24 protein-coding genes and 1 pseudogene are annotated in these 24,771 nt (G+C 40.6%); 14 read left to right on the top strand and 11 right to left on the bottom strand.

Annotated elements, in window-relative coordinates:
* Positions 1–233: 233 nt before the first annotated feature.
* Positions 234–1,484 (top strand): MFS transporter, encoded by a 1,251-nt coding sequence (locus ACYQ03_RS09380; RefSeq protein ID WP_459909450.1) that lies wholly within the window; start codon positions 234–236, stop codon positions 1,482–1,484.
* A gap of 246 nt (positions 1,485–1,730) precedes the next feature.
* Here ACYQ03_RS09380 and ACYQ03_RS09385 read toward each other — a convergent pair whose 3' ends face one another.
* The 5 genes from ACYQ03_RS09385 to ACYQ03_RS09405 all read right to left on the bottom strand — a co-directional run bounded on the left by ACYQ03_RS09385 (position 1,731) and on the right by ACYQ03_RS09405 (position 6,178).
* Positions 1,731–2,351 (bottom strand): flavodoxin family protein, encoded by a 621-nt coding sequence (locus ACYQ03_RS09385; protein ID WP_459909451.1) that lies wholly within the window; start codon positions 2,349–2,351, stop codon positions 1,731–1,733.
* Positions 2,352–2,479: 128 nt separating this feature from the next.
* Complete coding sequence (locus ACYQ03_RS09390; RefSeq protein ID WP_459909452.1) at positions 2,480–3,130, bottom strand: HlyD family secretion protein; 651 nt, start codon at positions 3,128–3,130, stop codon at positions 2,480–2,482.
* A gap of 13 nt (positions 3,131–3,143) precedes the next feature.
* Positions 3,144–4,100 (bottom strand): HlyD family secretion protein, encoded by a 957-nt coding sequence (locus tag ACYQ03_RS09395; RefSeq protein WP_459909453.1) that lies wholly within the window; start codon positions 4,098–4,100, stop codon positions 3,144–3,146.
* 19 nt (positions 4,101–4,119) lie between these two features.
* Positions 4,120–4,611, bottom strand: a complete 492-nt coding sequence (locus tag ACYQ03_RS09400) for a MarR family winged helix-turn-helix transcriptional regulator (RefSeq protein WP_459909454.1) — start codon at positions 4,609–4,611, stop codon at positions 4,120–4,122.
* Between the two features lies 1 nt (position 4,612).
* Positions 4,613–6,178, bottom strand: a complete 1,566-nt coding sequence (locus tag ACYQ03_RS09405; protein ID WP_459909455.1) for a DHA2 family efflux MFS transporter permease subunit — start codon at positions 6,176–6,178, stop codon at positions 4,613–4,615.
* 407 nt (positions 6,179–6,585) lie between these two features.
* On the opposite strand from ACYQ03_RS09405, the gene ACYQ03_RS09410 reads away from it, so the two are divergent.
* On the top strand, positions 6,586–8,550 hold the full coding sequence (locus tag ACYQ03_RS09410) for a PAS domain-containing protein (protein ID WP_459909456.1): 1,965 nt from the start codon (positions 6,586–6,588) through the stop codon (positions 8,548–8,550).
* Positions 8,551–8,869: 319 nt separating this feature from the next.
* On the opposite strand, the pseudogene ACYQ03_RS09415 reads toward ACYQ03_RS09410, so the two are convergent.
* The 4 genes and pseudogenes from ACYQ03_RS09415 to ACYQ03_RS09430 all read right to left on the bottom strand — a co-directional run.
* A pseudogene (locus ACYQ03_RS09415) lies at positions 8,870–9,197 on the bottom strand (transposase); the annotation flags it as partial.
* Positions 9,198–9,292: 95 nt separating this feature from the next.
* Complete coding sequence (locus ACYQ03_RS09420) at positions 9,293–9,784, bottom strand: CBS domain-containing protein (protein WP_459909457.1); 492 nt, start codon at positions 9,782–9,784, stop codon at positions 9,293–9,295.
* A 23-nt stretch (positions 9,785–9,807) separates the two neighbouring features.
* Complete coding sequence (locus ACYQ03_RS09425; protein ID WP_459909458.1) at positions 9,808–11,154, bottom strand: sigma-54-dependent transcriptional regulator; 1,347 nt, start codon at positions 11,152–11,154, stop codon at positions 9,808–9,810.
* A complete protein-coding gene (locus ACYQ03_RS09430; RefSeq protein ID WP_459909459.1) occupies positions 11,129–12,610 on the bottom strand; it encodes a sensor histidine kinase in 1,482 nt (493 codons plus the stop codon). The genes ACYQ03_RS09425 and ACYQ03_RS09430 overlap by 26 nt, the downstream gene beginning before the upstream one ends.
* Before the next feature lie 405 nt (positions 12,611–13,015).
* Here ACYQ03_RS09430 and ACYQ03_RS09435 point away from each other — a divergent pair, with 405 nt between their 5' ends.
* From ACYQ03_RS09435 to ACYQ03_RS09490, 12 genes are all read left to right on the top strand, one after another.
* A complete protein-coding gene (locus ACYQ03_RS09435) occupies positions 13,016–13,246 on the top strand; it encodes a hypothetical protein (protein WP_459909460.1) in 231 nt (76 codons plus the stop codon).
* Between the two features lie 12 nt (positions 13,247–13,258).
* Positions 13,259–14,341, top strand: a complete 1,083-nt coding sequence (locus tag ACYQ03_RS09440) for a sulfite exporter TauE/SafE family protein (RefSeq protein ID WP_459909461.1) — start codon at positions 13,259–13,261, stop codon at positions 14,339–14,341.
* A 68-nt stretch (positions 14,342–14,409) separates the two neighbouring features.
* Entirely contained in the window at positions 14,410–14,670 is a 261-nt protein-coding gene (locus tag ACYQ03_RS09445) for a hypothetical protein (protein ID WP_459909462.1), read from the top strand.
* A gap of 21 nt (positions 14,671–14,691) precedes the next feature.
* Entirely contained in the window at positions 14,692–15,153 is a 462-nt protein-coding gene (locus ACYQ03_RS09450) for a CBS domain-containing protein (RefSeq protein WP_459909463.1), read from the top strand.
* A 116-nt stretch (positions 15,154–15,269) separates the two neighbouring features.
* Positions 15,270–15,653, top strand: coding sequence for a YbgC/FadM family acyl-CoA thioesterase (locus tag ACYQ03_RS09455; protein WP_459909464.1), 384 nt, complete (start codon positions 15,270–15,272; stop codon positions 15,651–15,653).
* A 161-nt stretch (positions 15,654–15,814) separates the two neighbouring features.
* Entirely contained in the window at positions 15,815–16,915 is a 1,101-nt protein-coding gene (locus ACYQ03_RS09460; RefSeq protein ID WP_459909466.1) for a GerAB/ArcD/ProY family transporter, read from the top strand.
* Entirely contained in the window at positions 16,899–18,011 is a 1,113-nt protein-coding gene (locus tag ACYQ03_RS09465) for a GerAB/ArcD/ProY family transporter (protein ID WP_459909468.1), read from the top strand. The genes ACYQ03_RS09460 and ACYQ03_RS09465 overlap by 17 nt, the downstream gene beginning before the upstream one ends.
* Complete coding sequence (locus ACYQ03_RS09470; protein WP_459909470.1) at positions 18,008–19,642, top strand: spore germination protein; 1,635 nt, start codon at positions 18,008–18,010, stop codon at positions 19,640–19,642. The genes ACYQ03_RS09465 and ACYQ03_RS09470 overlap by 4 nt, the downstream gene beginning before the upstream one ends.
* The gene (locus tag ACYQ03_RS09475) at positions 19,639–20,850 is read left to right on the top strand and encodes a Ger(x)C family spore germination protein (RefSeq protein ID WP_459909472.1); all 1,212 of its coding nucleotides are present in this window, start codon (positions 19,639–19,641) and stop codon (positions 20,848–20,850) included. The genes ACYQ03_RS09470 and ACYQ03_RS09475 overlap by 4 nt, the downstream gene beginning before the upstream one ends.
* A gap of 3 nt (positions 20,851–20,853) precedes the next feature.
* Positions 20,854–21,090 (top strand): hypothetical protein, encoded by a 237-nt coding sequence (locus tag ACYQ03_RS09480; RefSeq protein ID WP_459909474.1) that lies wholly within the window; start codon positions 20,854–20,856, stop codon positions 21,088–21,090.
* A 194-nt stretch (positions 21,091–21,284) separates the two neighbouring features.
* Complete coding sequence (locus ACYQ03_RS09485; protein WP_459909476.1) at positions 21,285–21,605, top strand: ArsR/SmtB family transcription factor; 321 nt, start codon at positions 21,285–21,287, stop codon at positions 21,603–21,605.
* Positions 21,606–21,684: 79 nt separating this feature from the next.
* Positions 21,685–21,942, top strand: coding sequence for a TfoX/Sxy family protein (locus ACYQ03_RS09490; RefSeq protein ID WP_459909478.1), 258 nt, complete (start codon positions 21,685–21,687; stop codon positions 21,940–21,942).
* A 133-nt stretch (positions 21,943–22,075) separates the two neighbouring features.
* Here the strand turns inward: ACYQ03_RS09490 and hcp are convergent, their stop codons facing one another.
* The gene (hcp, locus tag ACYQ03_RS09495; RefSeq protein WP_459909480.1) at positions 22,076–23,701 is read right to left on the bottom strand and encodes a hydroxylamine reductase; all 1,626 of its coding nucleotides are present in this window, start codon (positions 23,699–23,701) and stop codon (positions 22,076–22,078) included.
* A 71-nt stretch (positions 23,702–23,772) separates the two neighbouring features.
* Complete coding sequence (gene asrC / locus ACYQ03_RS09500) at positions 23,773–24,759, bottom strand: sulfite reductase subunit C (RefSeq protein ID WP_459909482.1); 987 nt, start codon at positions 24,757–24,759, stop codon at positions 23,773–23,775.
* Between the last annotated feature and the right edge of the window lie 12 nt (positions 24,760–24,771).

Consider the following 24,771-nt stretch of genomic DNA (forward strand, 5'->3'; position numbering starts at 1 on the left):
ATCTGTGTTATCTAGGTGCTGATAGGGCAGAGATGGGGTAAGTATAACATGTATGTAATTCTTCCTTTGAAAAGCAATGTACGGACGCTGAGAGATGATTATTTTCCATGGGGAAATTATGAGTCGATCAGGTTTTCTTTAGATGAACTTATCCCTATACTCTTCACACAGGCAAATAGCCTGTGTTTTTTGTTTTTTAAGCAAACTGAGAAAGTGAAAAGGATGGTGCTAATATGGTAGCAACAAAGGAACCAATGCTGGAGAATTGGAAAAAGAATACTATTCTCTTTTTGGCCACTCAGGCCATCTCGCTTTTTGGCTCATCCCTGGTTTCCTATGCTATAACGTGGTATATCACATTAACAACACAGTCAGGAGTTATGATGACCATATCCATTATTTGTAGTTTTCTGCCTACCTTTATTCTATCTCCCATAGCGGGTGTTTGGGCCGATCGCTACAATCGGAAACTGCTAATCATTCTGTCTGATGCATTGACGGCAATTGCAACATTAATCTTAGCCATTATATTTTATCTGGGACACGATGCCCTCTGGTTGCTATTTGTTATGTCAGCTGTCCGTTCCATCGGGGCAGGGATTCAACTGCCGGCGGTGGGGGCTATTTTACCCCAGCTGGTGCCAGAGGATAAGTTGACCTCGGTAAATGGAACCAACGGAAGCATTCAGGCGGTGGTAAATCTCGTAACTCCCATGGTCAGTGGTGCAATGCTGACCATGGCTTCCATCGAAACTATCTTCTTTATCGATGTCATTACTGCAGCTATAGCAATCACTATATTAATTGTATTTTTAAATATTCCGGTACATGCCAAAGCCTTAGAAAAGCAAGCAACTAGCTATTTCAGCGACTTACGAGAAGGTTTTGACTATATCAAAAACCATCAATTTGTTAAGAAGATTTTTGCCTTTTACACCTTATTCTTTATTTTAATTGCACCTGCTGCCTTTTTAACCCCCCTGCTTGTTACACGCAGTTTCGGGGAAGAGGTTTGGCGTTTAACGGCCAACGAAATTGTCTTCTTCATAGGAATGATGATTGGTGGTGCTATCATAGCATCTTGGGGTGGTTTCAAAAATAGGATTCATACCATGACATTGGCTAGTCTGGTGATAGGTGTCTGTACATTGGCCATGGGATTGATTCCAGTGTTTTGGATTTATTTAGTTTTCATGGGTCTGGTGGGCATAGCAATGCCTTTCTTCAATACACCTTCTACGGTCTTATTACAGGAGAAAGTTGAAGGGGATTTTCTAGGCAGGGTATTTGGTGTACTGGGAATGATCGCAACTTCCATGATGCCGCTAGGAATGCTCATATTCGGACCCATATCAGACATCATTAAAATAGAATGGCTCTTGATGGGAACAGGATTATTGTTGTTTATACAAGGATTTTCCTTGCTGGGTAGTAAAGTATTGGTCGAAGCAGGAAAGCCAGTCTCCCAAGAACGAACTCAATAACAAAAAGTTATTTACCATAATCCTGCCTAGGGTTTTGGAAAAGCTTCTACAAATAAAGGAAGTGTCGCAAAACTACTTTTTAGTAGCTAGTGACACTTCTTTTTACATTCCTATCACACAAGAACAGTATTGTGCAACAGCGCCTTTGGTTAATTAATCTGCATTATGAGATTTTTTTATATTTCATCAGTGGTTATTACTGTAGCTCATGAGCAGTTAATACGAAACTATAAAGATGTTTACCTCTTATCTAATAAAATTAGTAGCTGTTTTTGGCTCACGCTTAGGTAAAGGAATGCCTGCATTTTTGCCAGCTTCGATACACTTTAACAACCAAGCCATATTATGGCCTAATGTACGCATTGTCTGCATACCTTCCAGGTCCTGTTTTACTTCTTCAGGTGTATTTCCGTGTACCTGATTCCAATACTGTGATGAGACAATAGGCATATTACTGATCGTAAAATACTTATTAATCTGATCAAATGCTGAAGAGGCACCGCCCCGCCGGCAGCTAACAACCGCAGCACCTAACTTATTGGCAAACAGATCACTCTTGCCGTAGAAAACCCGATCTAAAAATGAGGTGAGGTGACCCGAGGCCGCCGCATAGTGAACCGGTGAACCAAAAATAAAGCCATCAGCATCTTTGACTTTACTCAAAAATAGATTTACCGGGTCATCCATAAAACAATTACCCTTTTTCATACATACCCCACAGCCTAGGCAGCCGGAAATAGGTTTGTTTCCAAGTTGCACAATTTCTGTTTCAATGCCATGAGTTTTTAAAGTATCAGCAACTTCAGTTAAAGCAGTAAACGTGCAGCCATTGGCATGTGGGCTACCATTAACCAATAATACCTTCATTTACATACCTCCTTGTTTCGATTATATAAAGAAATTAAAAAAAATTCCATTACAATGAATATTATTATATGTATACCGTTAAACAAGTATCCATTATCTTCTTAATGAAGGGTTAACTAATCAACTATCTACCGGATGTGAATTCTTACCACAGCATTGGTGCCGGGCCGGATCTGGCTATACTTAGTATCCACAGCGATGTGAACAGGTACCTTCTGGACTACCTTGGTGAATGTACCGCTGCCTGAGGAGGGTATTAGGGAGAAGGTGGAATTGGCGGCTTCTCCGATCAGGCTTACCTTACCGATCCACTTTTTCCCTCCATACTGGTCGATGGAGACGTCTACTTTATTTCCCACCTGAATGTTACTTAGCTTGGTTTCTTCAATGTTTGCTATAATATAGAGCTTGGCAGGATCCACCACCATACCTACTGTCTGCCCTGTGGAGATTACCTCTCCTATAATCCCTTGTTTCTTGATGACGACACCATCAATGGGGGAGCGGAGCAGGCTCTGTTCAAGGGCCGTATCTGTTTGATTTGGAACCTCTTGGCGGGCTACGATCTGGTCCTTGTGTACCGTCATACCCTCTTCTAGATCACAAGAAACCAGTTTTCCTGTAATCTGGGCATTGATTCGGGCGATATCTCCGGTTACCCGGGCATCTTCCGTGGAAATATATAGATAATTATTGATTCCATAGTAAAGTGCGATGGTCACCAGAGTTGCAATCATGATTCCACTAACCATCAACAGTGTCTTTTTCCGTTTATCCATGGTGTCCACCCTCCTATTGTACCGGCGCAATTTCGGCGAACATGCCTGCCATTAGGGACGTTTCAGGGGCTAGGGATATCTTTACAAGTACATCCTGGCGCTTAGGGTCCACAGTATTCCCCACCCAGGTCACCGTTCCAGAGATTTCTTTGTCCAACTGTTCTGCTACTCGTGCTTTGACCTTTTGACCTACCTTGAAGTGGTTCACAGCGCTGGTCGGACCGTAGGCATCCACAGTAAGTCGATCCCGGTTTTCTAGGGATACTAAGGTTGTCTGATAGCTGTAAGTTTCCCCAGCCTTAGCGGGACAGGCCACTACGATGCCGTCAAAGGGGGCCTTCACAGTGCGGTTAGCCAGTACCGCCTCTGTGGCTGCCACAGAAGCCTCTGCCTGATCCACTTGCTTTTCCAATACTACCATGTAAGCCTGAGTTTCCCCGTTCTTCAGAATGGCCAGGGCCTCATCTGCGTTCTTAAATGCTGCTTCTGCGCTTGCGGCCTGTCCCTGGGCTGTTTCCAGCTGGGAAAGGGGAATTGCGTCTGAATTATAGAGGTCCTGATACCGCTTAAGATTTTTTCGGGCGTTGTCCAGAGCGGTCTTAGCAGCTTTAGCGGTGGCCTCCGCCTGACGTAGTTGCTCAGGGCGTGCCCCGGTTCGCGCTTTCTCCAAAGTGGCCTGGGCTATTGCCAGAGTCTGGCGGGTTACTTTGACTTGGGCCGATGCTTCTGAGATATCAAACTGCACTAGAGGATCTCCTGCCTTGACGGCTTGGCCAACAGACGTCAAGACTGCTTCCACGCGTCCTGTAAATGGTACCGAAAGATCCGCCGCTTCAGAAGCCTGGACCCTACCGGCTAGATAATAGACAGGGATAGTGGTCTCAGGTTGCTGCTCCTTGGCAACTGGTGTTGCTGAACAGCCAGTTAGCACCAGGATACATATTAGTGCTGTGCAAATTATTCTTTTCATTTTTTCCACCTCCCTGGGTTTATTTCAAATGTCCTGGTTCGTTTAGAGGAGAGGGCTGAGGTTTGCCCGTATCCTCAATATCTGGAAAAACATTTATTAGTTCATTCAGTTTTTCCAGTCCTTTTATAATGATATGGGCATCCGCTTGGCTCAGTTCTTTTAAAAATCCATTCATCATCCGACTTTTCAATAGTACAATTTCGGGATTTTGTCTGATTTCGGGAGATATCATTAACTGGACGATTCGCCGGTTGTTATGGGGAATCGTCCTAATAAGGAGTCCTTTTTCTTCCAAGCGGAATACCATAGAGGAGACAGTGCTTTTAGAGAGGCCCAGAAGATCACTTAATTCGCTTAGGGTTATCCCTGGTTGAGAGGAAATCTCCCTGAGCAGATATCCATCCTGGACGGTAAGCCCGAACCTTTTGCTGAAAAGGGAGAAATAACGCCGCTTTTTTGTTTGAATGTCCCTCATTAGAGTCCATATCCGTTCTTTTTGATTATTATTCATATCAGTATGCTGCCTCCTTTTTATTGGGCGAGTCCTGTACCTGTGTCCTTAAATACTTAGGCAGATCAATAAATACTACGAAAACAAGTACGATAACCATCACAAGCAGCATCATGAGAAAGATGTAGTCGATGGCGTCCACATAAGCCTGTTTTTGAACAAGTCCCATCAGGGTACTGATTGCTGCGCCATTGGTATCGCTGGCCGAGAGACCACCCTTAGAATAAACCCCTTGGAGGGTTCTGACAGCATCACTTGTGACCGGATTTGTCATGGTCAACTGGTCTGAGATTGTGGCGCTGTTGAGGACGATGCGATGCTGTAGGGTTGTGGTAATCAAGGCTATGCTGACGGTTGAGGCAATCTGTCTGGTGATATTCATTAGGGCCGATGCCTGATTGATCATTACCTTAGAAACACTATTCATAGCCAGTGTAATGGGTGGCGAAGCCACCAGACCCAGAGCGAACCCTCGGATGACCAGGAGTATGTTGATGGTACTGGCACTGGTGTTGGTGTTAAGGAAGCTAAGCGGATAAGAGACGGCAACAAACAGTAAGAGGCCGGGAATCATGACGGCCTTATACCCCCATTTATCGAATAACTTTCCGCTGAGTGGCATCATGATAGCGGTGGCTATGGCGGAAGGGAAAAGTAAAATCCCTGTTTGCATAGCGGAATAGCCCATAATGTTCTGGAGAAAAATTGGCACTAGATACGGGACTGCAATCATTGCCATGCTCAGAACGCTCATTACCACACTCCATGCAGTGAAATCGTACAACTTAAAAAGTCGCAGGTCCAACAGGGGGTGGGGATGCATTAGCTCGTTTATGACAAAAAGGATTAGGCTAAAGATCCCTAGAATCAGAAGAAGCGGGTATTCCATCTCACCCCAGTCAATGCTAGTCCATTTTCCCAATACGTAAAAGATGCAAACTAACCCGACGGTGGAGGTGATGAAGCCAATCATGTCAAAGCTTTCTGGTGACCTCTTAGGGAATTCCTGGAGCAGGATGATACCCGCTATGATGCCAAGGATGCCAAAAGGCACGTTGATATAAAATAACATGCGCCAACTGAGATTGGCGATGATGTAGCCCCCCAAGGTGGGACCAATGGCTGGTGCTGCCATGGCTGCGACGCCATATAAACCCATGGCCACGCCCCGCTTTTCCGGAGGGACTGTACGGAAGATAATGGCGTTTCCAACCGGACCGATAATGCCGCCACCGATGCCCTGAATAACCCTAAAGGCAATCATAGAGGAGTTACTCCAAGCCATGCCACAGAGCAGGGAACCGAGAGTGAAGAGGATCAGTGCCCCAATATACAGCTTTTTGGCCCCCAACAAGTCAGATAGGTAGCCGGAAAGCGGGATGACTGCTCCCAGAGCGATGGTGTATGCCGTGACGACCCATTGGATTGAGTCCAAAGATACACCGAAGACTGCCATCATCTTAGGGAGGGCAATGTTGATGAGGCTGGCATTTAGAATGGTTATGAAGGTACCGATAATTATGACTCCGAGGACAGTCCATATGCCGCCTTTACTTGCATCAGTCATTAATAAGTTCCTCCGGTTGCATAAATGTATGGACCGTACCATCGTCTATTATTCCGTGGCTGTTTCTAAATTGGCAGAAGATAGGTAATCTAATGTTAAATGTCCTTGTCATGCAGATAACACTCCTGTCTGGATATGCAAATTTCCTATCCATACAAATATAACGATTTGGTACAGTACGATTTCGGACTATTGTTTGTGCTTCATTATTTTACAAAAACCACATAATCCTGTCAATGATGTAAAAAGGAAGGGTGGATTTTTTTATTTTCAACACAATATTAATTAAGTATTTTTACCATTTATCCCAGGGGGTGTGACATGGGGCAAGTGTAATCAATTTAAACAAGGATTTTTGCTAGTTGTGTTGAAAATTCCAACAAGTAGTTTGGTTGGAGGTAATGCGAATGTCAGCAAAACCAGGCAAATTTAGAATAGAATCTCGCATTAAAAGGATTTCTAAACAACATAAATATAAAGAGAACTACCAATTGCTTATAGAAAATCAAAATGAACTTATTGTAAAAGTAGACATAGATGGCAGACTTTTATTTGTGAGTAAAACATACTGTGAAACCTTTGGTAGAACCGAAGAGGAACTGCTAGGTAATACTTTTATGCCTTTGGTTCATCCAGAGGACAGGGAAAAAACTGCAAAAGCTATGGAATCATTATACCAACCACCTTATGCCTGTTATGTTGAACAGAGAGCATTAACAAAAGATGGTTGGCGATGGTTTGGCTGGTCTGACAAGTCAGTGCTAGATCAGAATAATAATGTTAAGTCCATCATTGGGGTTGGGCGGGACATAACAGACCGTAAAGAGGCTGAAGAAAAATTAAGGCAATACCAGGAACACTTAGAAGAAATGGTACGGGAGAGGACCATAAGGTTAGATCAAGAAATTTACGAACGAAAAAAGGCAAAGGAAGCTCTAGAACGACAACTACAATTTTTACAACTCTTAATAGATACCATTCCTAGCCCTATATTCTATATAGACCAAAATGGGTTATATGAGGGTTGTAATAAGGCCTATGAGGAGTGGACTGGTAAAACAAGAGACCAGATCATAGGGAAGACAGTGTACGATGTATTCGAAAGACAAGTGGCGGACAGTTATTATAAAATGGATAAGTCACTGTACTATAAACAAGGTATTCAAGTTTTTGAAGCCACTTTTCCTCACCATGACGGCTCCTTGCGGCACTTTATAACACACAAAGCAATCTACCAAGATGAGTCGACTGGCTGGAAAGGTATTGTAGGTGTTATTCTTGATATTTCTCAGAGGAAAAAAGCAGAAACCAGATTGCGTTACATGGAGGAAAAATTCGCCAAGTGCTTTCATGCTAACCCAAATCCAATGGGTATCAGCAAACTAGGCGATGGTTTAATATTGGATGTCAATAAGTCTTACTTAAAGCTTACTGGATATAAAAGAAAGGAACTGATAAATAAGACTACTTTAGAGATGAATATTTGGGCTAGTTCAGAGGATCGTGCAAGATTTATGAAAACTATAAAGGAAAAGAAAAGAATAGAGAATGAAGAGATTTTGTTTCGTAATAAGGTTGGGGAAGTAATAACAATTTTATTTTCTGCAGAGCTAATTACCATTAGCGAAGAGATATGTGTATTATTCACGGTTACAGATATAACCGAAAGAAAACAATTAGAATCAGAAATGAGACGACTGGAGCGTCTTGGGTTAATAGGAAGCATGGCAGCTGGAATAGCCCATGAAATTCGGAACCCCATGACAACTGTAAGAGGATTTTTGCAATTAAATATGAACAGGAATACTTTAGAAAGAGACAAAGAAATAAATAAGTTAATGATTTCCGAGTTGGACCGTGCTAATAAGATAATAACAGATTTTTTAGCCTTAAGTAAAAGCAGCAAAGAGCCTAAGCAGCTTAAGAGTTTGAATAAAGTAATTAATGATATATACCCTTTGATACGGGCAGACGCTTTAAACAGTCATATGGATATTTGCTTAGACTTAGGAGATGTTTGTGAAATATGGATTAATGAGGCTGAGATACGTCAATTAATTTTAAACCTAGTTAGAAATGGATTAGAAGCAATGACTCCCCCAGGTCAGGTGAAAATTAGGACTTTAATGAAAAACACTCAGGTCGTCCTGATGGTAGAGGATCAAGGGAGAGGAATAGATAAAGAACTTGTTCATATGTTAGGGGCACCATTTTTTACAACAAAAGCTGAGGGGACAGGCTTAGGGTTAGCCACCTGTTACAGTATTGCTAACCAACATAATGCCACTATAGAAATTACATCATGTAGTGAGGGTACAAAGTTTTTTGTTCATTTTCCTCCAGTGATTCTCCATCAAGATAATAGATCATGACAAGTTGGTGGGTAGTAGTAACTAATAAATAAAGGCGTGTAGGGGAGTGTACAGATTTTTGTGGAATTGGATTGTTTCCTTGTAAATTTGGAAAGGCTTATAATGGCTCTTGCCTGCAGGGAGGATAGGGCAATGCTGAGGAGCAACCCGAGCGCCCTACAGGGTTCTGCCGGAGATAGCTAAGGATATTATTCCCAGCTATCTCTTTTTTTATGGCTATCTCCGGGAGAATAAAAGCGATAAACCTATCGCCTAGCCCCTTGCATTTAAGCAATTTCTGATTGGAGCCGATCTCCAAAGTAAATAGCAAGTTGAGAAATGCAAACATGGCAATGATCTGATCTTCAAGTTCATTAGCAGTTGTTTCATATTTCTTGATGATTTGTGGCTCAAATTCACCGTTACGATCACGGGGTATCTTGTTTTCTGCTTTACCCATTTGAGTTTGAACAGTCTTTTTACTATACCCGTTTCTGCTATTGCCAGAATGGTCACCTGTTGGATCATGTTTATCGTAGCCTAGGTGAGTATCCATTTCAGCCTCAATAACCTTTTGAATTGTATCCTCAAAGAGGTCCCTCAGCATGTTATGAATATCGTCCATGCTCTTACATTTCCGCTACTAACCGATTCTTTGTGTCTTGCATAATTGAATCAACTCCTTATTGGTAGTAATATCCAATTACACAAAACTAGAGACATCCTCGCGTGTAGCTTGCATGGCAAAAAAACTAGCATTAAATCAAGACATTTTACTTATTGACCAAAACAAATCAATAGTTCTAATTAATCCTATAGGTAGGTTATTTTCGAGAACGGGAACCAGATTCTCCTCTTGAAGAAACATTTTTCGTGCTACATCTTGTAAGGAATGGTTTGTGTTTACTGTTACCAGGTAAATGGGACGCATAATATCCTTGACCTTTACTTCTTCAGCTTCATGAATACGGTTTATATAATACCAACTCCAGGAGGTGGTTTTAATCCATGGGTCATTGTAATGATCTTTTAGTCCAACTGCTTTTAATAAATCCAACAGGGTTAATATACCACATACATCACCCTTTTGATTTAATACTACCAATGCTCGATGACCATAAAAAGCTCCTTTCTTATCACGATAGATTGATGTTCTCAAAGTATATATAGCGTGGCGGATTGAATCATCCTCAGATACCGTGGAATAGTCGCTTAGGGAAATCATTATATCCCGGGCAGTTAAGTTTTTTGGCATTAACACCACCCCTTTGTATTTTTCTATACCTTAAGACCATGCTTTTGCATCCGGTAAAGTAGGGTAGGACGGGATATTCCTAAATATTTAGCAGCTTTTGTTTGATTATTGTTATGCTTTTCCAGGGCCTTAATGATAAGATGTTTTTCCAACTCCTCTAAGGATAAACCGCTTTCAGGTAAATTTAGAATAGGTGAACTATTCTCTTCTAAACGATCCAGCAATTCTCTTGGCAGATGTACTGGCTGTATCTCTGCACCCTGGCAAACAATCAGTGCTCTTTCAAGGGCATTTTGTAGTTCTCGGATATTGCCCGGCCAATTATAATGGGTTAAAATTTTCATAGCCTCAGGTGATATTTTTTTATTGTGTGAAGGGTCTAATTTTCCTAGAAAATGATTCACTAATAAAGGAATATCTTCTTTTCTTGATCTTAGTGGAGGCAGGCTTATGCGCATTACATTTAGACGATAATATAGATCTTCGCGGAAGGTTCCATTTGCAATAGCTGTGGACAATGCTGAGTTTGTTGCTGCAATAATACGAACATCCACCTGAATAGTCTCGGTACCTCCCAACCTTTCAAAGGATCTTTCCTGTAATACCCTCAAGAGTTTAACTTGCATACTGATAGGAATTTCCCCAATTTCATCAAGAAAAATAGTTCCTTTATCAGCAATTTCAAAACGCCCTTTCTTCTTACTTGTTGCACCAGTAAAGGCTCCTTTTTCATGTCCGAAAAGTTCACTTTCCAAAAGCTGTTCAGGTAATGCAGCACAGTTTACTGCTACAAAGGGTTTGTCGGCACGGTCGCTGGCCTTGTGTATTTCCACTGCAGCAACTTCCTTACCGGTACCGCTTTCCCCAGTAATTAAAACGGTTGCATTAGTCTTGGCTACCTGTCGAATTAATAAGGCAACTTCTTTCATAGCATCACTTTGACCAACCATTTTGCCATATTTTTTACTTAATTCCTGGCGAAAAAAATCAACCTGGTTCTCCAAATTTGATAAATGAAGGGCTTGCTTAACCTGTACTTTAAGCTCTTCTAATTTGAAAGGTTTTGTTATGTAATCGGTGGCACCGATTTTCATTGCTTCAATAGCAGTTTCAATGGTGCCGTGGGCTGTAATCATAATGACAGGAATATTTTTATTATTGTTTTTTATTTTCTTTAAGACCTCAATGCCGTCTATATCAGGCATTTTCAAATCTAATATAACCATTGCAGGTTCAGTTTCGTTGGCCAACTTAATGCCTTGCAGACCACGGGTGGCTGTAATAACTTGATAGCCCTCATAACTTAATGCCCTTTCCAGTGCCCAACACATTCTTTCCTCGTCATCAATAACTAATATTCTTGGTATCAAATTTATCACTTCCTTCGGAGATATGTTCCTCAACAGGTAGTTGTATAATGAAAGTGGTTCCCATACCTGGGTTACTGTCTACTTCAATGTTACCTCCATGAAGTTTAATGCTTTGAAAGGAAATGGAGAGTCCAAGACCTGTACCTGACTCTTTAGTGGTATAAAAGGGGTCAAAGATTCTGGATTTCTCTTCCAGTGAAATCCCATCACCAGTATCGGTGAAGGTAATAGTAACCATATCATCTTTTAATCTAGTTGTTATATCAACTCTGCCTCCAGAGGGCATTGCCTCTGCTGCATTAACGATTAGGTTAACAAAAACCTGCTTAAGCTTCTCGGTATCCGCCATTATCTTAGGTAGTTGGTTATCGAGATCTAAGTTAACCTTTATTTTTTGTTTTCTTAACATAGCCTCTGAAAAAGAAAGAACACCTTTTAATAGATCATTGACTAAACAATCTTTAATAGATACTTTAGTGGGACGTCCAAAATCGAGTAGCTCCTGAATTACTATATTTTGACGGTCAACCTGTTCATCTATGGCTCTGGTAAACTCTTCTATGCCGCTAACTTGTGAGTATTCGTGTTTCATTAATTCTGCCAAAGTTTTAATAATACCTATGGGGTTGCGTAGTTCATGAGCAACACCGGTAGCCAGTCGACCTAAGGCAATAAGATGCTCTGATTGCCTTAGTTGATCTTCTAACCTTTCCTTTTCCACTAGACCTACAGCCATCCGGTTAACAGCTTGTGCTACCTGCCCCAGTTCACCTGACATTTCCGGTAACAGATGATGAATATCACCTTCCATCTGCTGTAGTCCTTGTTTCAAGCGTTCAACGCCCGTAGTAATATTACGAATCAAAATAAGAGTACCCAGCATGACTAGTGCTAGGACAACCAGGACAAAGTAGCGAAGTGCTTTTCTGACAAAACTACTTTGATAAAAGACGGGATTTAGCCGCTCACCAGCCCACATTACTGCCACCACTCTACCCTGCAGAACAACTGGTGCAATATATTCTACCACCTGGTCATCCCAGGAACCAGAAATACGAAATAGTGGTTCTTTACTCATTTCTGCCGCCAGTAGACCCGGTTTGGTATTAGCAAAGATCTCTTTTTCTCTTTGTTTTTCTTCCTCAGGAGAAAGGTTACGATAGTTGTGAAGAAAACCTAGAACAGATATCTTTTCTGTCAGAGGTACATAAAGACCAAAGCGTATACCTGAGTTGGCTGGTACGTGGGGTTCTACAACCCGAGTAAATTCATTATGTAGGGTGTCAGATGAGACATCTTCAGGGTGGAGCTCCAGAGTTGATAGGCTTTTGGTGAATTCCACATTGGTGCTTTTAACAAGTGCTTCTAGGCGCTGTTCTTTATCCAGGAAGATTACATTATCAGTGCGGGAAGCAAAGAAAATATCATACATTAATGCTACCAACGGCACAAGCATAATGACTGCTATGATTATAACTATTTGATTAGTCAGACTCTTTCTCCTAAAAAACGAAAAAATATTTTTATTATTCAGTTAAAATCAGCCCCTTTATAGCAAATATGTTTTAAATGAATTATATACTACATAGGTCTGTAGGAAAAGATGCAATTGATAATAGTGGCAAAAAACTACAAAAACTAGAGCAATACCGTAATAAATTATGTAAATGGTATATATAAATACTATAAACCAGGTGTCGCAAAAGCTACACTTGGTTTTGTTTTTACGAAGAAAACCTTGAATATCAAGGCTTTGATTTGTTGGCATGTAATTTGCTATATAGAGCTTTAAATCACAAAAGGCGAGGAGGGATGAATTCAGAAAGTACCTTGTTCAAAAACTTACAAAGGAGAGATTGGTATGAGTGGAAAGACCAAACCTAGTTTTTTAAAAACAGTATTTTACCTGGCGGTAGCCTTTTGTACGTACCTTGTAATTTTTACTAATATTGAACAGCTTAATGAATTCTATCTAAGTAAGTCAGTTGTACCTGCCCTTTGTCTTCTGGGTACCATAGTTTTTGTTTCATTTATTTACGGAACAGCGATGTCAAATATTCTAAGTCTATTGGGCTTAGAGAGTGACCATTAAGGAGGGGAGATTATGGCAGGTGAAGCTGTAAATTTAGCAGGAGAAGTTATGAAGTTTATTGACCTCTCGCCCGAAACTGCTCTTTCGGTAGCGGGTATTGGATTTTTAGGTGGTGTGTTGAGTGGTTTCTTGGGTAGTGGTGGTGCCTTCGTAATGACCCCCGCCATGATGGCGTTGGGGATTCCAGGAATTGCGGCTGTTAGTTCTAACTTAGCTCATAAATTTGGTAAAGCAATAGTTGGTTCAAAAAAACACGCAAAGATGGGTAACGTAGATGCCCGATTAGGTATCTGCATGATTATATTCCTTTTATTAGGTGTTAATTTAGCAGTAAAGTTGCAAGAAACTATTTATTCTACCTTAGGAAAAGCAGGCTCAAACCTTTATATCAGTATAGTATTTGTTGTGTTGCTTTCAGGTCTATCAATATTTATCATAAAAGATATTGTTGAAAGTGGTAAGAATCCTAGCTGTAAATCTCGCAATACCCTTGCTGATAAAATTTCTAAAATAAATATTCCACCGATGATTCACTTTAAAGTAGCTAATGTTAGGGTTTCTTTATGGTTTGTTGCCCTCATTGCATTGGCTACTGGTTGGTTAGCAGGTACGGTTGGGGTAGGTGGTTTTGTGGGTGTTCCAGCTATGATTTACCTACTGGGTATTCCGACAACAGTTGCTGCTGGTACAGAGTTATTCCTGGCTATTTTTTCCGGCGCCTCAGGTGCTTTCCAATATGCTTTGCACGGCTTTGTGGATATCAGAATTGTCCTCCTACTCTATCTAGGTTCATTACTTGGTCTAAATATAGGGGCCAATGCTACAAAGATGGTAGCAGAACATAAAATTAAACTAGTCATGGCAGTGGTCATATTTATGTCTGCAGTTAGTCGAGCCTTTGCTATTCCTAAATATATGGTAGATCTAGAAATGGCTAACTTCTCCACAGCTTTTACCAATGTGCTTGATATGGCTGCGGCAATATCTTTATACGGTGGATCAATTGTTGGTGTTATTATGATTATTGGTTATGTAGTTAAATTTAAGCGTAACAGCAAGGTGGATACGAATTATGCACAGAGTTCCGGACATTAATAAACTAATTCCGGTATAAGGATTATTCCTTATACCGGATCTAAATAGCTTTATAGGGAGGATTTAGTATGGACCTTACAACTAAATGTAGGGATTGTAATCTAAACGGGAAATGTCGTGTTAAAAACTCCCTCAACGAGGTAGTACAAAAGGTTATTAGACGTACTGAAGAGTCAATTAGAAAGGAAACTAGTTTGGACGTTGATTTTATTATAGTCACAGATGTAACGCTAATTCCAACCAGTTGTAGTTATTTTGTTCCAAAAGAAAATGCAGTGGGAAGAACTATAAACAACCCAGGGTTCATTCAACCTTTGTACACAGTGTAGATGGTAAGGGTGATTAATCCTATGACCTCAATAAGAGATATCATGGTGCCAATTTCAGAATATTCAGTGGTGTCAGAGCATGCACAGGTGAGGGAAGCCATAAATATTTTAAAGAAATCCTTCTTTAGAGATGGAAAAGGAGGGATTGTAGGTCATCGGTCACTACTGGTTTCTAATAAAAAGGGAGAATTGGTGGGTATTGTTACCCTTCGTAATATATTAAAAGCGGTATTGACTAAATACGATTTACCAGATAGCTACCTTTGGATATATTCAGTCAATAACTCTGGACCTAACATGCCAGTTAAAAGTGTTATGAGAGCAACTAAAATTGCCTTTGTTGATATTGATGATGACCTATTTAAAGCTGTAGACATGTTTTTAACCAAAAAGGTAAATTCCTTGCCCGTATTAGAGAAGGGGAAACTAGTTGGGATTATACGTACCATTGACGTTTTTGGTATCATTGGCATGCTACTATAGACATAAAATATTCTATTTATTATTATATTGTTAAGTGAATAGTAACGTGTAACATGAACTACTTAGTTATTAAGTAGTTCATTTGGCATTTTCTAATATTGCTGGAGGTTAATTATATGGAAATTCGGGTTTATTACGAAGATACTGATGCAGGCGGCATAGTATACTACTCAAATTATCTTAAATATTTTGAAAGAGGAAGAACTGAATACCTTCGTGAGAGGGGATTTTCGGTCGCAGAATTGGCCCGTCGAGGTTTCGTCTTTCCGGTTGTGCACCTAGAGATCAATTACCGTTCTCCTGCTTTGCACGATGATTTGCTTAGAGTGGAAACATCCGTACTACATATTGGAAAATCATCTTTTACACTTGAACAAAAGGTAATACGGGTTATTGACGGAAAATTGCTCGTGGACGGTAAAGTGAAATTGGCATGTGTGGGACCGGAAATGAAACTCAAAAGGTTGCCCGAGGAGATTATACAGGCTATTGAAAAATAATATTTCAAACAATAAACAAATTATAGGAAAAAGCTTGATGAGTTATCCTCATCAGGCTTTTTCTTTCCAAGTACCTCTTGTAACTGTTTTCCCCATTTAAGCTAAAATATGGTATAGTTGCCTTTTTCCCTGTAAACAATAAGTTCAATTGGGGGAAAGCAATGAAAACCATATCCAACCGGCAGTTTATCTTTATATTAATAATTTTTGTCACCTCAACCGCAGATATTTTGTTGCCATCTATAACCGTGGGAGTTTCAGGCAGGGATGCCTGGCTTTCGATAATTGGTGCTGCAATTATTGGAAGTATCATTATCTACATTCAGGCAAAATTAGCAGTAAACTTCCCCGGTAGGTTTCTTCCTGAGTATGCTAACACTTTACTGGGTCCCTATTTGGGGACTCTATTAGTCATACTTTATTTATTATTTTTAGTGATTATTATCCTTGGTATCATTAGTGAATTAATGCATATTACTAGTACAGTTTTTCTAAGAGAGACACCAGAGATTATCTTCACACTTTTTATAGCTATGTCAGCAGGTTATGCAGTCTATCTTGGAATAGAAGTAATTGCCCGGGTAGTTGAGTTTGCTTTCATCCCCGGTATCTTGATAAGGCTAGGTATAATTTTTCTAGTTTTTAGTGATCTGGAAGTACAACGCTTCTTGCCTATTTTAGAACAGGGCATAGCCCCTGTGCTACAAGGTACTTTCCGTATTATAGGTTGGTTTGGGGAAGGAATCATTGTACTGTTTCTTTCTCACCACGTTAAAGAAATAGGAAAGATAGCTGGGCAAATGGTCATGGCTATTTGGTTTATAGCCTTTCTTGCATTATTAGGTTCCTTAACCATTGGAAACTTTGGCCCCTATCTGGCTGCATACATAACCTTCCCACTGTTTGAAATGGTTCGCATAGTAGAATTAGGTGGCATACAAGGACTAGATGCCGTTATTATGACCTTTTGGTATTCTGCCACACTTTTTAAGGTTGTGGTTTTACTATACATCATTGTTATTACCCTACAAAATTTTACTAAGCAGAAGAATAAGAACACTTATGTTATTCCTTTAGTACTAATTTTTACAGTATTACCTGTAAGTTTATTTGCGGAAATGAGCAATACCATAGAATTTCTGGAAAGTACTTGGCCAGGTTTTGCACTTACTTATGAATTAATTATCCCTACAGTTCTCTTGCTGCTAACTTTTATAAACAAAAATATTAGGGGAGAAACCTATAATGAAGGCAGAAACTAAAATTTCCCCCTGGCAGGCCACTCTATATATTGTGATATTGATATTGCCTACCGCTATTCTTTTTGTGCCAACTATTACCGCTCAGCATGCCAAGCAGGATGCCTGGGCTGCATTGCTGATGGCACTGTTGATGGGACTTTTGATTGCAGTAATATCGTCATCCCTAGCAGCTAGATTTCCTGATGAAACAGTTATCGAATATGTACCTAAATTAATTGGCCTGTGGCCTGGAAAGGTAATAGGATTTATTTATGCTAGCTACTATTATTATGTTTCGTATTATGTTTTACGTCAGTTTATTGAGCTAATGGCCACAGCCTATCTAGTGACCACACCAGTCTGGATACACGTAATAGTGCTTACTGCTATTGCTTGTTATGCACTTTACCTAGGAATTGAAGCGCTGGTAAGAACCAATTCGGTTATCACGATTTTTCTTCTGGCAAGTATTCTTTTGATTTTTGTGTTAGCCCTTCCAAACATAGATAAGAATAATTTTACTCCTGTTTTAGCCACACCCCTTAGCTGTCTTTTGTTAGGGGGATGGTTCCCGGGGAGTTGGCTTGGTGAATGTGCTGTTATCCTCATGCTTGCCCCCTTTTTATCAACCAAGGGTAAGAACAAAATATATACAGTAACCATTTTTGCTGTAATGATTGCTTTTTTTAGTATGATGTTAATTAATGTAGCTAATATTGGGTTATTCGGAGCAGATGTAGCGGCTAGAATGATTTTCCCATCATTTTCCTTAGCCCGTAATATTATATTTGTTCAAGCGGTAGCGATAGAACGTGTGGATGTATTGTTTATGGCCATCTGGGTTGCAGGAATGGCTTTTAAACTTATTACCTTTTTTTATGCAGGCACTTTAGCCTTTGCCCAGCTTTTTAAGCTGCCTGACTACAGAATTTTAGTTGTACCAGGAGGAATTTTACTGGTTATTTTATCTCTTAATTCTTGGAATAACATTGCTGAACTAATAGAGTTTTCAAACCTGGTTTTTCCTACCTCTATTACCTTTGTCAATTTGCTTTTAACAAGTTTATTATTAATGCTCTCCTACCTTTCTGGTGGTTTGTCCGGAGGTAAGCCATGATTAAATATTTAAATAGACTCAGATCAAACACGAAAAAAAACAAACTTGGAGATATCAATCAGCCTAAAACAGTTACAGAGGTCGATGGAAAGGCTTACACAGAACAGGAACTGGAGGATATCTGTTTAACATCTTGCTTAGAAGAAAACCTCTCCCTACTGAAAGAGATGGTGGGCGCAAATGTAGATTTTGTGACACGCAGGATTAATATTGGGCGAAGTGAGATAAGACCAGCAGCTATGCTTTTTTTTGACAACCTTATAGACCCTGATATATTGGATCAGCATATAGTACGACCACTTGTGCTTGAGGCATATTCATCTGGGTTACATAACGGACCAGAAATAATTGAGCAGGTTCGCTCGGGTAACTTGATAACTAGGGCAGAAATAAAGGCGATAAAAAATTTCAGGGATATAATTGAAGGACTACTCATTGGTGAAGTGTTGCTACTGATAGAAGGAATGGAAAATGGGTTATTAATCAACTCAAAGGGTTATAAAAGTAGGTCTATTAGTGAACCTGATGCAGAACCAGTGGTCAGGGGACCCAGAGATGCCTTTGTGGAAACAATTAGTATCAATATATCATTAATTCGTAGAAGAATACTTAGTCCTAACCTAGTCATAGAATCGTTACAAATAGGTAAGGTTACCAGAACCAAGGTTTGTTTAGCCTACATAAAGGGTATTTGCCACCCTGAACTTGTTAAAGAAGTGCAGAGTAGACTAAGTAGGATTAATATTGACAGTATTTTAGAAAGTGGGTACTTAGAGGATTTCATTAAAGATAACCCCTATTCCCCCTTTCCGCTAATTGGAGTGACCGAGAGGCCAGATAGGGCTACTGCTGCCATGCTGGAAGGCAGGGTAGTTATCTTTACGGATAACACTCCCATGGCTCTTATTGCCCCAGGAGAGTTTTTTTCTCTTATGCAGGCAGCGGAAGATTACTATAACAAGTTCGTTTTTTCCACCTTAATCAGATTGTTAAGATATATTGGCTTTACCATGGCATTGTTGCTGCCAGCGTCTTATATTGCCATCAGTACCTATCACCAGGAAATGATCCCTACCCAACTTTTAGTTAGTATTATGGCTGCCCGATCAGGTGTTCCGGTACCGGCTTTTCTAGAAGCATTACTAATGGAATTTGCCTTTGAGCTGCTACGGGAGGCTGGTGTCCGCTTACCCAGGCCACTGGGTCAGGCGGTCAGTATTGTGGGGGCGTTAGTTATCGGTCAAGCAGCGGTTCAGGCAGGCATAGTTTCTCCTCTGATGGTTATTGTAGTAGCAGTTACGGGTATAGCCAATTTTACTATCCCCCAAATTAATATCTCCTTAGCTGTTCGCACCCTGAGATTTCCTCTGATGTTTTTAGCTGCCTTTTTAGGGCTATTTGGACTGATGACTGGCATTATTGTCATTTTACTTCATTTGTTCTCCCTCAGGAGTTTTGGAGTCCCTTACATGTCACCCATTTCTCCTTTTAAACCAGGAGATCTAAAGGATACTTTAGTTAGGGCACCAATGTGGGCTATGGTTAATCGTCCAACTCAAACAACATCTGCTTCGCAAAGAATGGAGCCTCAACAAAAACCCGATCCAGGAAAGCATGGTGATGGCCCATGAGAAAGGCTATGATAACACTACTTGTTTCTTGCATCTGTATTACCATTACTGGTTGCTGGGATTTAACTGAGCCAGAGAGACTGGGCTTAGTAATGGCGGTGGGAATAGATCAGGATGAAAATAATGATATTCGTATAACCTGTGCCGAGGTAAATGTACAATCTGTTGGCGGTGGAAGTGCAGGGGGAGGTGGGGGTAGTGGGAATGGCCCACCCTTTCATGTACATTCAGGTACCGGGAAAACAGTATTTGATGCCATTAGAAGACTTTCTATGGAAGCTGCCTATCGGTTGTTTTTTGCCCATACCCAGGTAATTATTCTTTCTGAGGAAATGGCGCGATCCCGAGGGATTAAACCTATCATTGATTTTTTTGAAAGAAATGAAGAGATTCGCCGTAGTACCTGGTTTCTGATAGCTAAAGAGGGTCAGCTTGATAAAATTATTACTGCTGATATGCCCATCAAAACAAGTAAGGGGCAGTTTTTGGCGGGCATTATTGAACACAGGGAGAGAAATGCCTTTTTTGCACCAAATCGACTGGGTGATTTTATAGAAATATTTTCAGAGGAAGGTAATGAGCCCTATACAGCTGGTGTTGCGATTCATGGAGTACCTCTCTCGGGTAGCCCTGCTTCCTTTGGTGACCCCCAAAAACCACGTACTTCAGATATGGTTGTATTAGATACAGCAGTATTTAAGCAGGATAAAATGGTGGGATGGTTAAATGACTGGGAAAGTAGGGGGTTAATCTGGGTTAAGGGTGAGGGTATTGGGGGTATAATTACTACCTACCTGGATGGGCAGAGAATAGCCTTGGAAGTTATTAATGGTCAATCTAAAGTGGAGCCTGAAATCAAAGATGGTCAAATACAGATTAGGATCAAGGTCAAAGTAGAGTCAAACATTGGTGATAGTGAGGCTAATCTGGACTTCAGTAAAACCCAGACCATCAAAAAGGTAGAAGCACTACAGGCAGAGGCAGTAAAAAAAGAAATAAACTTAGCCTTAAATAAATCAAGGGAACTAAACACCGATATATTTGGTTTTGGTAGAGCCCTACATGCAAAATACCCAGACCAATGGAAGCAAATTAGAAAGGGTTGGTATGATTATTATCCTAATATTGATGTTAAAATCGCCGTAGAGTCTAAGATAAAAAGGATAGGTTTAGTAACGAAGCCTGCTCAGAGAAGTGGTGGTGAGTAAGAAATGCTAGAAGTCATTGCTTTAACTATTATTTTTGCTCTGATTTTATATCTCCAATTACCATCCATTATTAAAAGAAACAACATTAGGGAAATTGGGGCTTATTCTAGCCTAATGCTGATAGGTATCATTTATACCTATGGTTATGTTTTAGATATTGAACTGCCTAATCCAACCCATGCGGTGGATTTTGTATTTCGGCCTGTGACAGAACTATTAAATAAACTATTGGGCGGTTAGTAATAGAACAGGGGACACCTAAACCAGGTATCCCCTGTTTATACTTTGGGCCTAATGGAGCATAATTCAATAAAAAGACTGGAACGGTCCAGCGTAATGAATATCCTTATAAATAACCTTAGGGAAACCACCCAACTAGTATTATTACGGAAGATGTTATATAATAATATTAGAATAATTTAGGCGGTGAAGTGATGCAAGAAAAAATAGCTCAGCTAAAAGCAGATTTATTTAAGGCTATTTCCCATCCTACTCGCATCCGAATTCTAGATTTACTCAGTGATGGAGAGCATTGTGTATGCGATATTTTTGAACAACTTAATGTGGAGCAAGCTAATACATCTCAGCACCTGTCCGTGATGAAAAAACAAGGTATCCTGCAGAGCAGAAAAGAGGGGTTGAGGGTAATCTATAGCATCAAAAACCCTGAAGTCATTGAGATGCTTGAATTTGCAAATAAAATTCTTAAGAAACAGGCTGATGAAGCAATGAGTACTTTTAGGGGTATAGAGTAAAATAGTGTGACTCAACTCCACAAATTGTGGAGTTTTTTATTTACCCGTAAAACAGGAATTTATGAAGAGGGAAGGATATATGGGGAAATTAGCGAAGCTACCAAATATAGGCGAGGTTGTCGAACAGCAACTTAATGAAGTGGGAATCACAACCTATGAGCAACTAAAGGAAGCAGGCAGTAAACAGGCTTGGCTCAAAATAAAAGCTATTGATCCTTCCGCTTGTATACATCGCCTGTATGCATTAGAGGGAGCTATTCAGGGTATCAAGAAAAGCCAGCTTCTAGCAGAGACAAAAGCAGAGTTAAAAGAATTTTATAATTCGTTCAAGGGGTAAAGTTTTTACAATCTTAACATAAGGATGGGGGAAATTTGCTACAACACAGAAGGCAGCTTTCATATTCTTCTTAAAGGTACCAAAAGCTTGGGGCTAAAAGCCCCAAGTCTCTGGAAATACCAAACATCCTTTATTAACCTAAAATTGCAGCGAGGTCCTCATCTGGAGTGGTAATAGGCTTAATGTCAAAGGTTTTGACCAGCACGTCAAGTACGTTAGGTGAAACAAAGGCAGGGAGGCTGGGCCCTAGACGAATATCTTTTATTCCTAGATGTAGTAATGTTAGTAAAATAGCTACCGCTTTTTGTTCATACCAAGAAAGCACCAGAGACAGCGGTAAATCGTTTACGCCACATTCAAAGGCATTGGCTAGGGCGACAGCAATCTGAATAGCGGAGTAAGCATCATTGCACTGCCCGATGTCCAGCAGACGGGGAATACCACCAATATCACCTAGTTTTTTGTCAAAGAAGCGGAACTTGCCGCAAGCAAGGGTTAAGATGATGGTGTCCTTGGGTGCTTTCTCCACGAACTCGGTATAGTAGTTTCTACCAGCTTTTGCTCCATCACAACCACCTACTAAGAAGAAGTGCTTGATAGCCCCCTCCTTAACACCAGCGATAACTTTGTCGGCTACACTCATTACGGTATTACGGGCGAAGCCTACCATAACGGTACCTTTATCTTCATCTTCCGCAAAGCCAGGCATAGCTAGAGCCCTCTCTATTACTGCAGAAAAATCTCCGTTATTTACATGTTTTACTCCGGGCCAACCAACTAGGCCGCTAGTAAAAATATTTTCCATATAAGCTTGAGGATCTTGAATGCAGTTGGTGGTCATTAAAATTGCTCCAGGGAAATTGGGGAACTCCTTCCTTTGGTTTTGCCAAGCTGTACCGAAATGACCATAAAAATGCTTGTATTTCTTTAACTCAGGGTAACCGTGTGTCGGGAGCATTTCACCGTGGGTATAAATGTAGATACCTTTGCCCTCAGTTTGTTCTAAAAGGTTAGCAAGGTCTAGCAAATCATGGCCAGATACCAGTATGCACTTACCCTTTTTATGTCCTAGAGGAACTTCAGTAGGTACAGGATGGCCGTATTTACCTGTGTTGCCTGCATCCAGTAACTCCATAGCCCAAAGATTAGCTTCACCACACCTTAGAACTATTCCAACCCAATCATTTAAGCTAAGCTCTTTATTTGCTAAAGATGCCATTGCCTCGTGTATAAAGGCATATACCTTATCGTCTTCTTGACCTAAAATCTTAGCATGGTCTACATAGGCTGAAATACCTTTTAAGCCATAAACCAAGATTTGCTGTAGAGATTGAATATCTGTATCTATATCTTTGCTCACTACATGCCCTAGTTCCTCGGCCTGTTTAATTAAACCTTCTAAATCTTGTGCAGGTTTAAGGCTGGCGGAGGGATCTGCAAAGGTTATATTTCCTCCTGCTGCAGCTACCTTTAACTTTAAGCTTTCTGCGAGTTCAACACAACGATTAATTAAAATTTGAAAACGGTTGGCATCAAAGTTAACGTTTGTAAGGGTTGAAAAAATAGCTTCAGCAGTAAAGCGGTTTACTTCAGAATCGACTACTCCAACCTTCCTTCCTTCATTTGCATAAAGTGACAGGCCCTTTACTGCATGCAGTAATAAATCCTGTAGATCAGAGACTTCTGGCTTTTTACCGCATACTCCAACAACAGTACAACCCACACCTTTTGCTGTTTGCTCACATTGGTTACAAAACATTCTACATCCTCCTTAATCAACTAATATATTTAACTTAGAACAGTTATCACACATGTACCGCATTCAATGTCTTATTCCAAATGAGTATTTCGTTCGTACATATAGCCACCGAAGTCAATGAAACTGGCCACCCTAGCTTTCTGTGGCAGTATCACCCCATCTAAAACATGTTCTTTAAAGACATTAAAGCCCGTGCGGTCTACTATATAACCAACGTGTTCTTTGGGTAAGGTGCGATCGATGTACTTTTCTATGTAGGTATATAGATTGGCACATACCTTTAAGATGGTATCTCGATCTACCCACTCTAGAAAGCTTCGGGCAATTCTGGGGTTTTTCTTACCGGTACGACCCATAATGACCATTCTAAAATACTGGCCACCTCGGGTCCAAGCAGCTGTGGGACATTTGAGAACACATTCCCCACAACCAATGCAGCGCAGGAGGTCCCTTTTAACCTTGTAGTTCTCAAAGGTAAGGGCACCGGTCGAGACTTTTTTGCAGTTCTTAACACAGGCCTGACAACCAATACAGCGATCGGCTTCATATACTGGCTCCACTTGGCCAATGATACCTATATCCTGCATGTGAGCTTTAATGCAATCATTAGGGCAACCAGTAATAGCGACCTTTACATGGGGGTCGTTAGGGTAGATGACTTTTTCTACGTCCCAGGCCAGACTGGTGGTGTCAAAGACGGCATTAGGACAAACCCGGTTACCAATGCAGGAAGAAACATTACGTGTACCAGCAGCCGGGTAGCCCTTGCTGGTGTCTGGAATAGCTACTCCACGGTCAATCTCCAACTCCTGAAGGAAAGGGGCTAAAAGGGTATTCACTTCTTCCATCTTTTCAAAGAGAATTCCAGGCACTTCAAAGCCCTGACGGGTGGTAATATGAACAGTACCATTACCAAATTCTTCGGCAATGTTCTGGATAAGTGGTAGAAATTTTACTGGCAAGTGCCCACCCGGTACACGGATGCGCAAGCAGGTAAAATCTCTGTTTTTGGTAATACGCCAGGCGTTCTTCATGACTTTCTTGGTGTTGATGTCCACTTTTTCACCTCC

This window comes from Desulfotomaculum defluvii (genome assembly GCF_054657375.1).

What these genes read in the sequence shown, in the direction of transcription:
- ACYQ03_RS09430 (WP_459909459.1), bottom strand. Translation starts at nt 12,610, where the DNA reads ATGCTTGTGCCGTTGGTAGCATTAATGTATGATATTTTCTTTGCTTCC.
- ACYQ03_RS09410 (WP_459909456.1), top strand. Translation starts at nt 6,586, where the DNA reads ATGTCAGCAAAACCAGGCAAATTTAGAATAGAATCTCGCATTAAAAGG.
- ACYQ03_RS09400 (WP_459909454.1), bottom strand. Translation starts at nt 4,611, where the DNA reads ATGAATAATAATCAAAAAGAACGGATATGGACTCTAATGAGGGACATT.
- ACYQ03_RS09445 (WP_459909462.1), top strand. Translation starts at nt 14,410, where the DNA reads ATGGACCTTACAACTAAATGTAGGGATTGTAATCTAAACGGGAAATGT.
- ACYQ03_RS09405 (WP_459909455.1), bottom strand. Translation starts at nt 6,178, where the DNA reads ATGACTGATGCAAGTAAAGGCGGCATATGGACTGTCCTCGGAGTCATA.
- ACYQ03_RS09380 (WP_459909450.1), top strand. Translation starts at nt 234, where the DNA reads ATGGTAGCAACAAAGGAACCAATGCTGGAGAATTGGAAAAAGAATACT.
- hcp (WP_459909480.1), bottom strand. Translation starts at nt 23,701, where the DNA reads ATGTTTTGTAACCAATGTGAGCAAACAGCAAAAGGTGTGGGTTGTACT.
- ACYQ03_RS09390 (WP_459909452.1), bottom strand. Translation starts at nt 3,130, where the DNA reads ATGGATAAACGGAAAAAGACACTGTTGATGGTTAGTGGAATCATGATT.
- ACYQ03_RS09485 (WP_459909476.1), top strand. Translation starts at nt 21,285, where the DNA reads ATGCAAGAAAAAATAGCTCAGCTAAAAGCAGATTTATTTAAGGCTATT.
- ACYQ03_RS09385 (WP_459909451.1), bottom strand. Translation starts at nt 2,351, where the DNA reads ATGAAGGTATTATTGGTTAATGGTAGCCCACATGCCAATGGCTGCACG.
- ACYQ03_RS09475 (WP_459909472.1), top strand. Translation starts at nt 19,639, where the DNA reads ATGAGAAAGGCTATGATAACACTACTTGTTTCTTGCATCTGTATTACC.
- ACYQ03_RS09420 (WP_459909457.1), bottom strand. Translation starts at nt 9,784, where the DNA reads ATGCCAAAAAACTTAACTGCCCGGGATATAATGATTTCCCTAAGCGAC.
- ACYQ03_RS09435 (WP_459909460.1), top strand. Translation starts at nt 13,016, where the DNA reads ATGAGTGGAAAGACCAAACCTAGTTTTTTAAAAACAGTATTTTACCTG.
- ACYQ03_RS09470 (WP_459909470.1), top strand. Translation starts at nt 18,008, where the DNA reads ATGATTAAATATTTAAATAGACTCAGATCAAACACGAAAAAAAACAAA.
- ACYQ03_RS09440 (WP_459909461.1), top strand. Translation starts at nt 13,259, where the DNA reads ATGGCAGGTGAAGCTGTAAATTTAGCAGGAGAAGTTATGAAGTTTATT.
- ACYQ03_RS09465 (WP_459909468.1), top strand. Translation starts at nt 16,899, where the DNA reads ATGAAGGCAGAAACTAAAATTTCCCCCTGGCAGGCCACTCTATATATT.
- ACYQ03_RS09480 (WP_459909474.1), top strand. Translation starts at nt 20,854, where the DNA reads ATGCTAGAAGTCATTGCTTTAACTATTATTTTTGCTCTGATTTTATAT.
- ACYQ03_RS09460 (WP_459909466.1), top strand. Translation starts at nt 15,815, where the DNA reads ATGAAAACCATATCCAACCGGCAGTTTATCTTTATATTAATAATTTTT.
- ACYQ03_RS09450 (WP_459909463.1), top strand. Translation starts at nt 14,692, where the DNA reads ATGACCTCAATAAGAGATATCATGGTGCCAATTTCAGAATATTCAGTG.
- ACYQ03_RS09490 (WP_459909478.1), top strand. Translation starts at nt 21,685, where the DNA reads ATGGGGAAATTAGCGAAGCTACCAAATATAGGCGAGGTTGTCGAACAG.
- ACYQ03_RS09395 (WP_459909453.1), bottom strand. Translation starts at nt 4,100, where the DNA reads ATGAAAAGAATAATTTGCACAGCACTAATATGTATCCTGGTGCTAACT.
- ACYQ03_RS09455 (WP_459909464.1), top strand. Translation starts at nt 15,270, where the DNA reads ATGGAAATTCGGGTTTATTACGAAGATACTGATGCAGGCGGCATAGTA.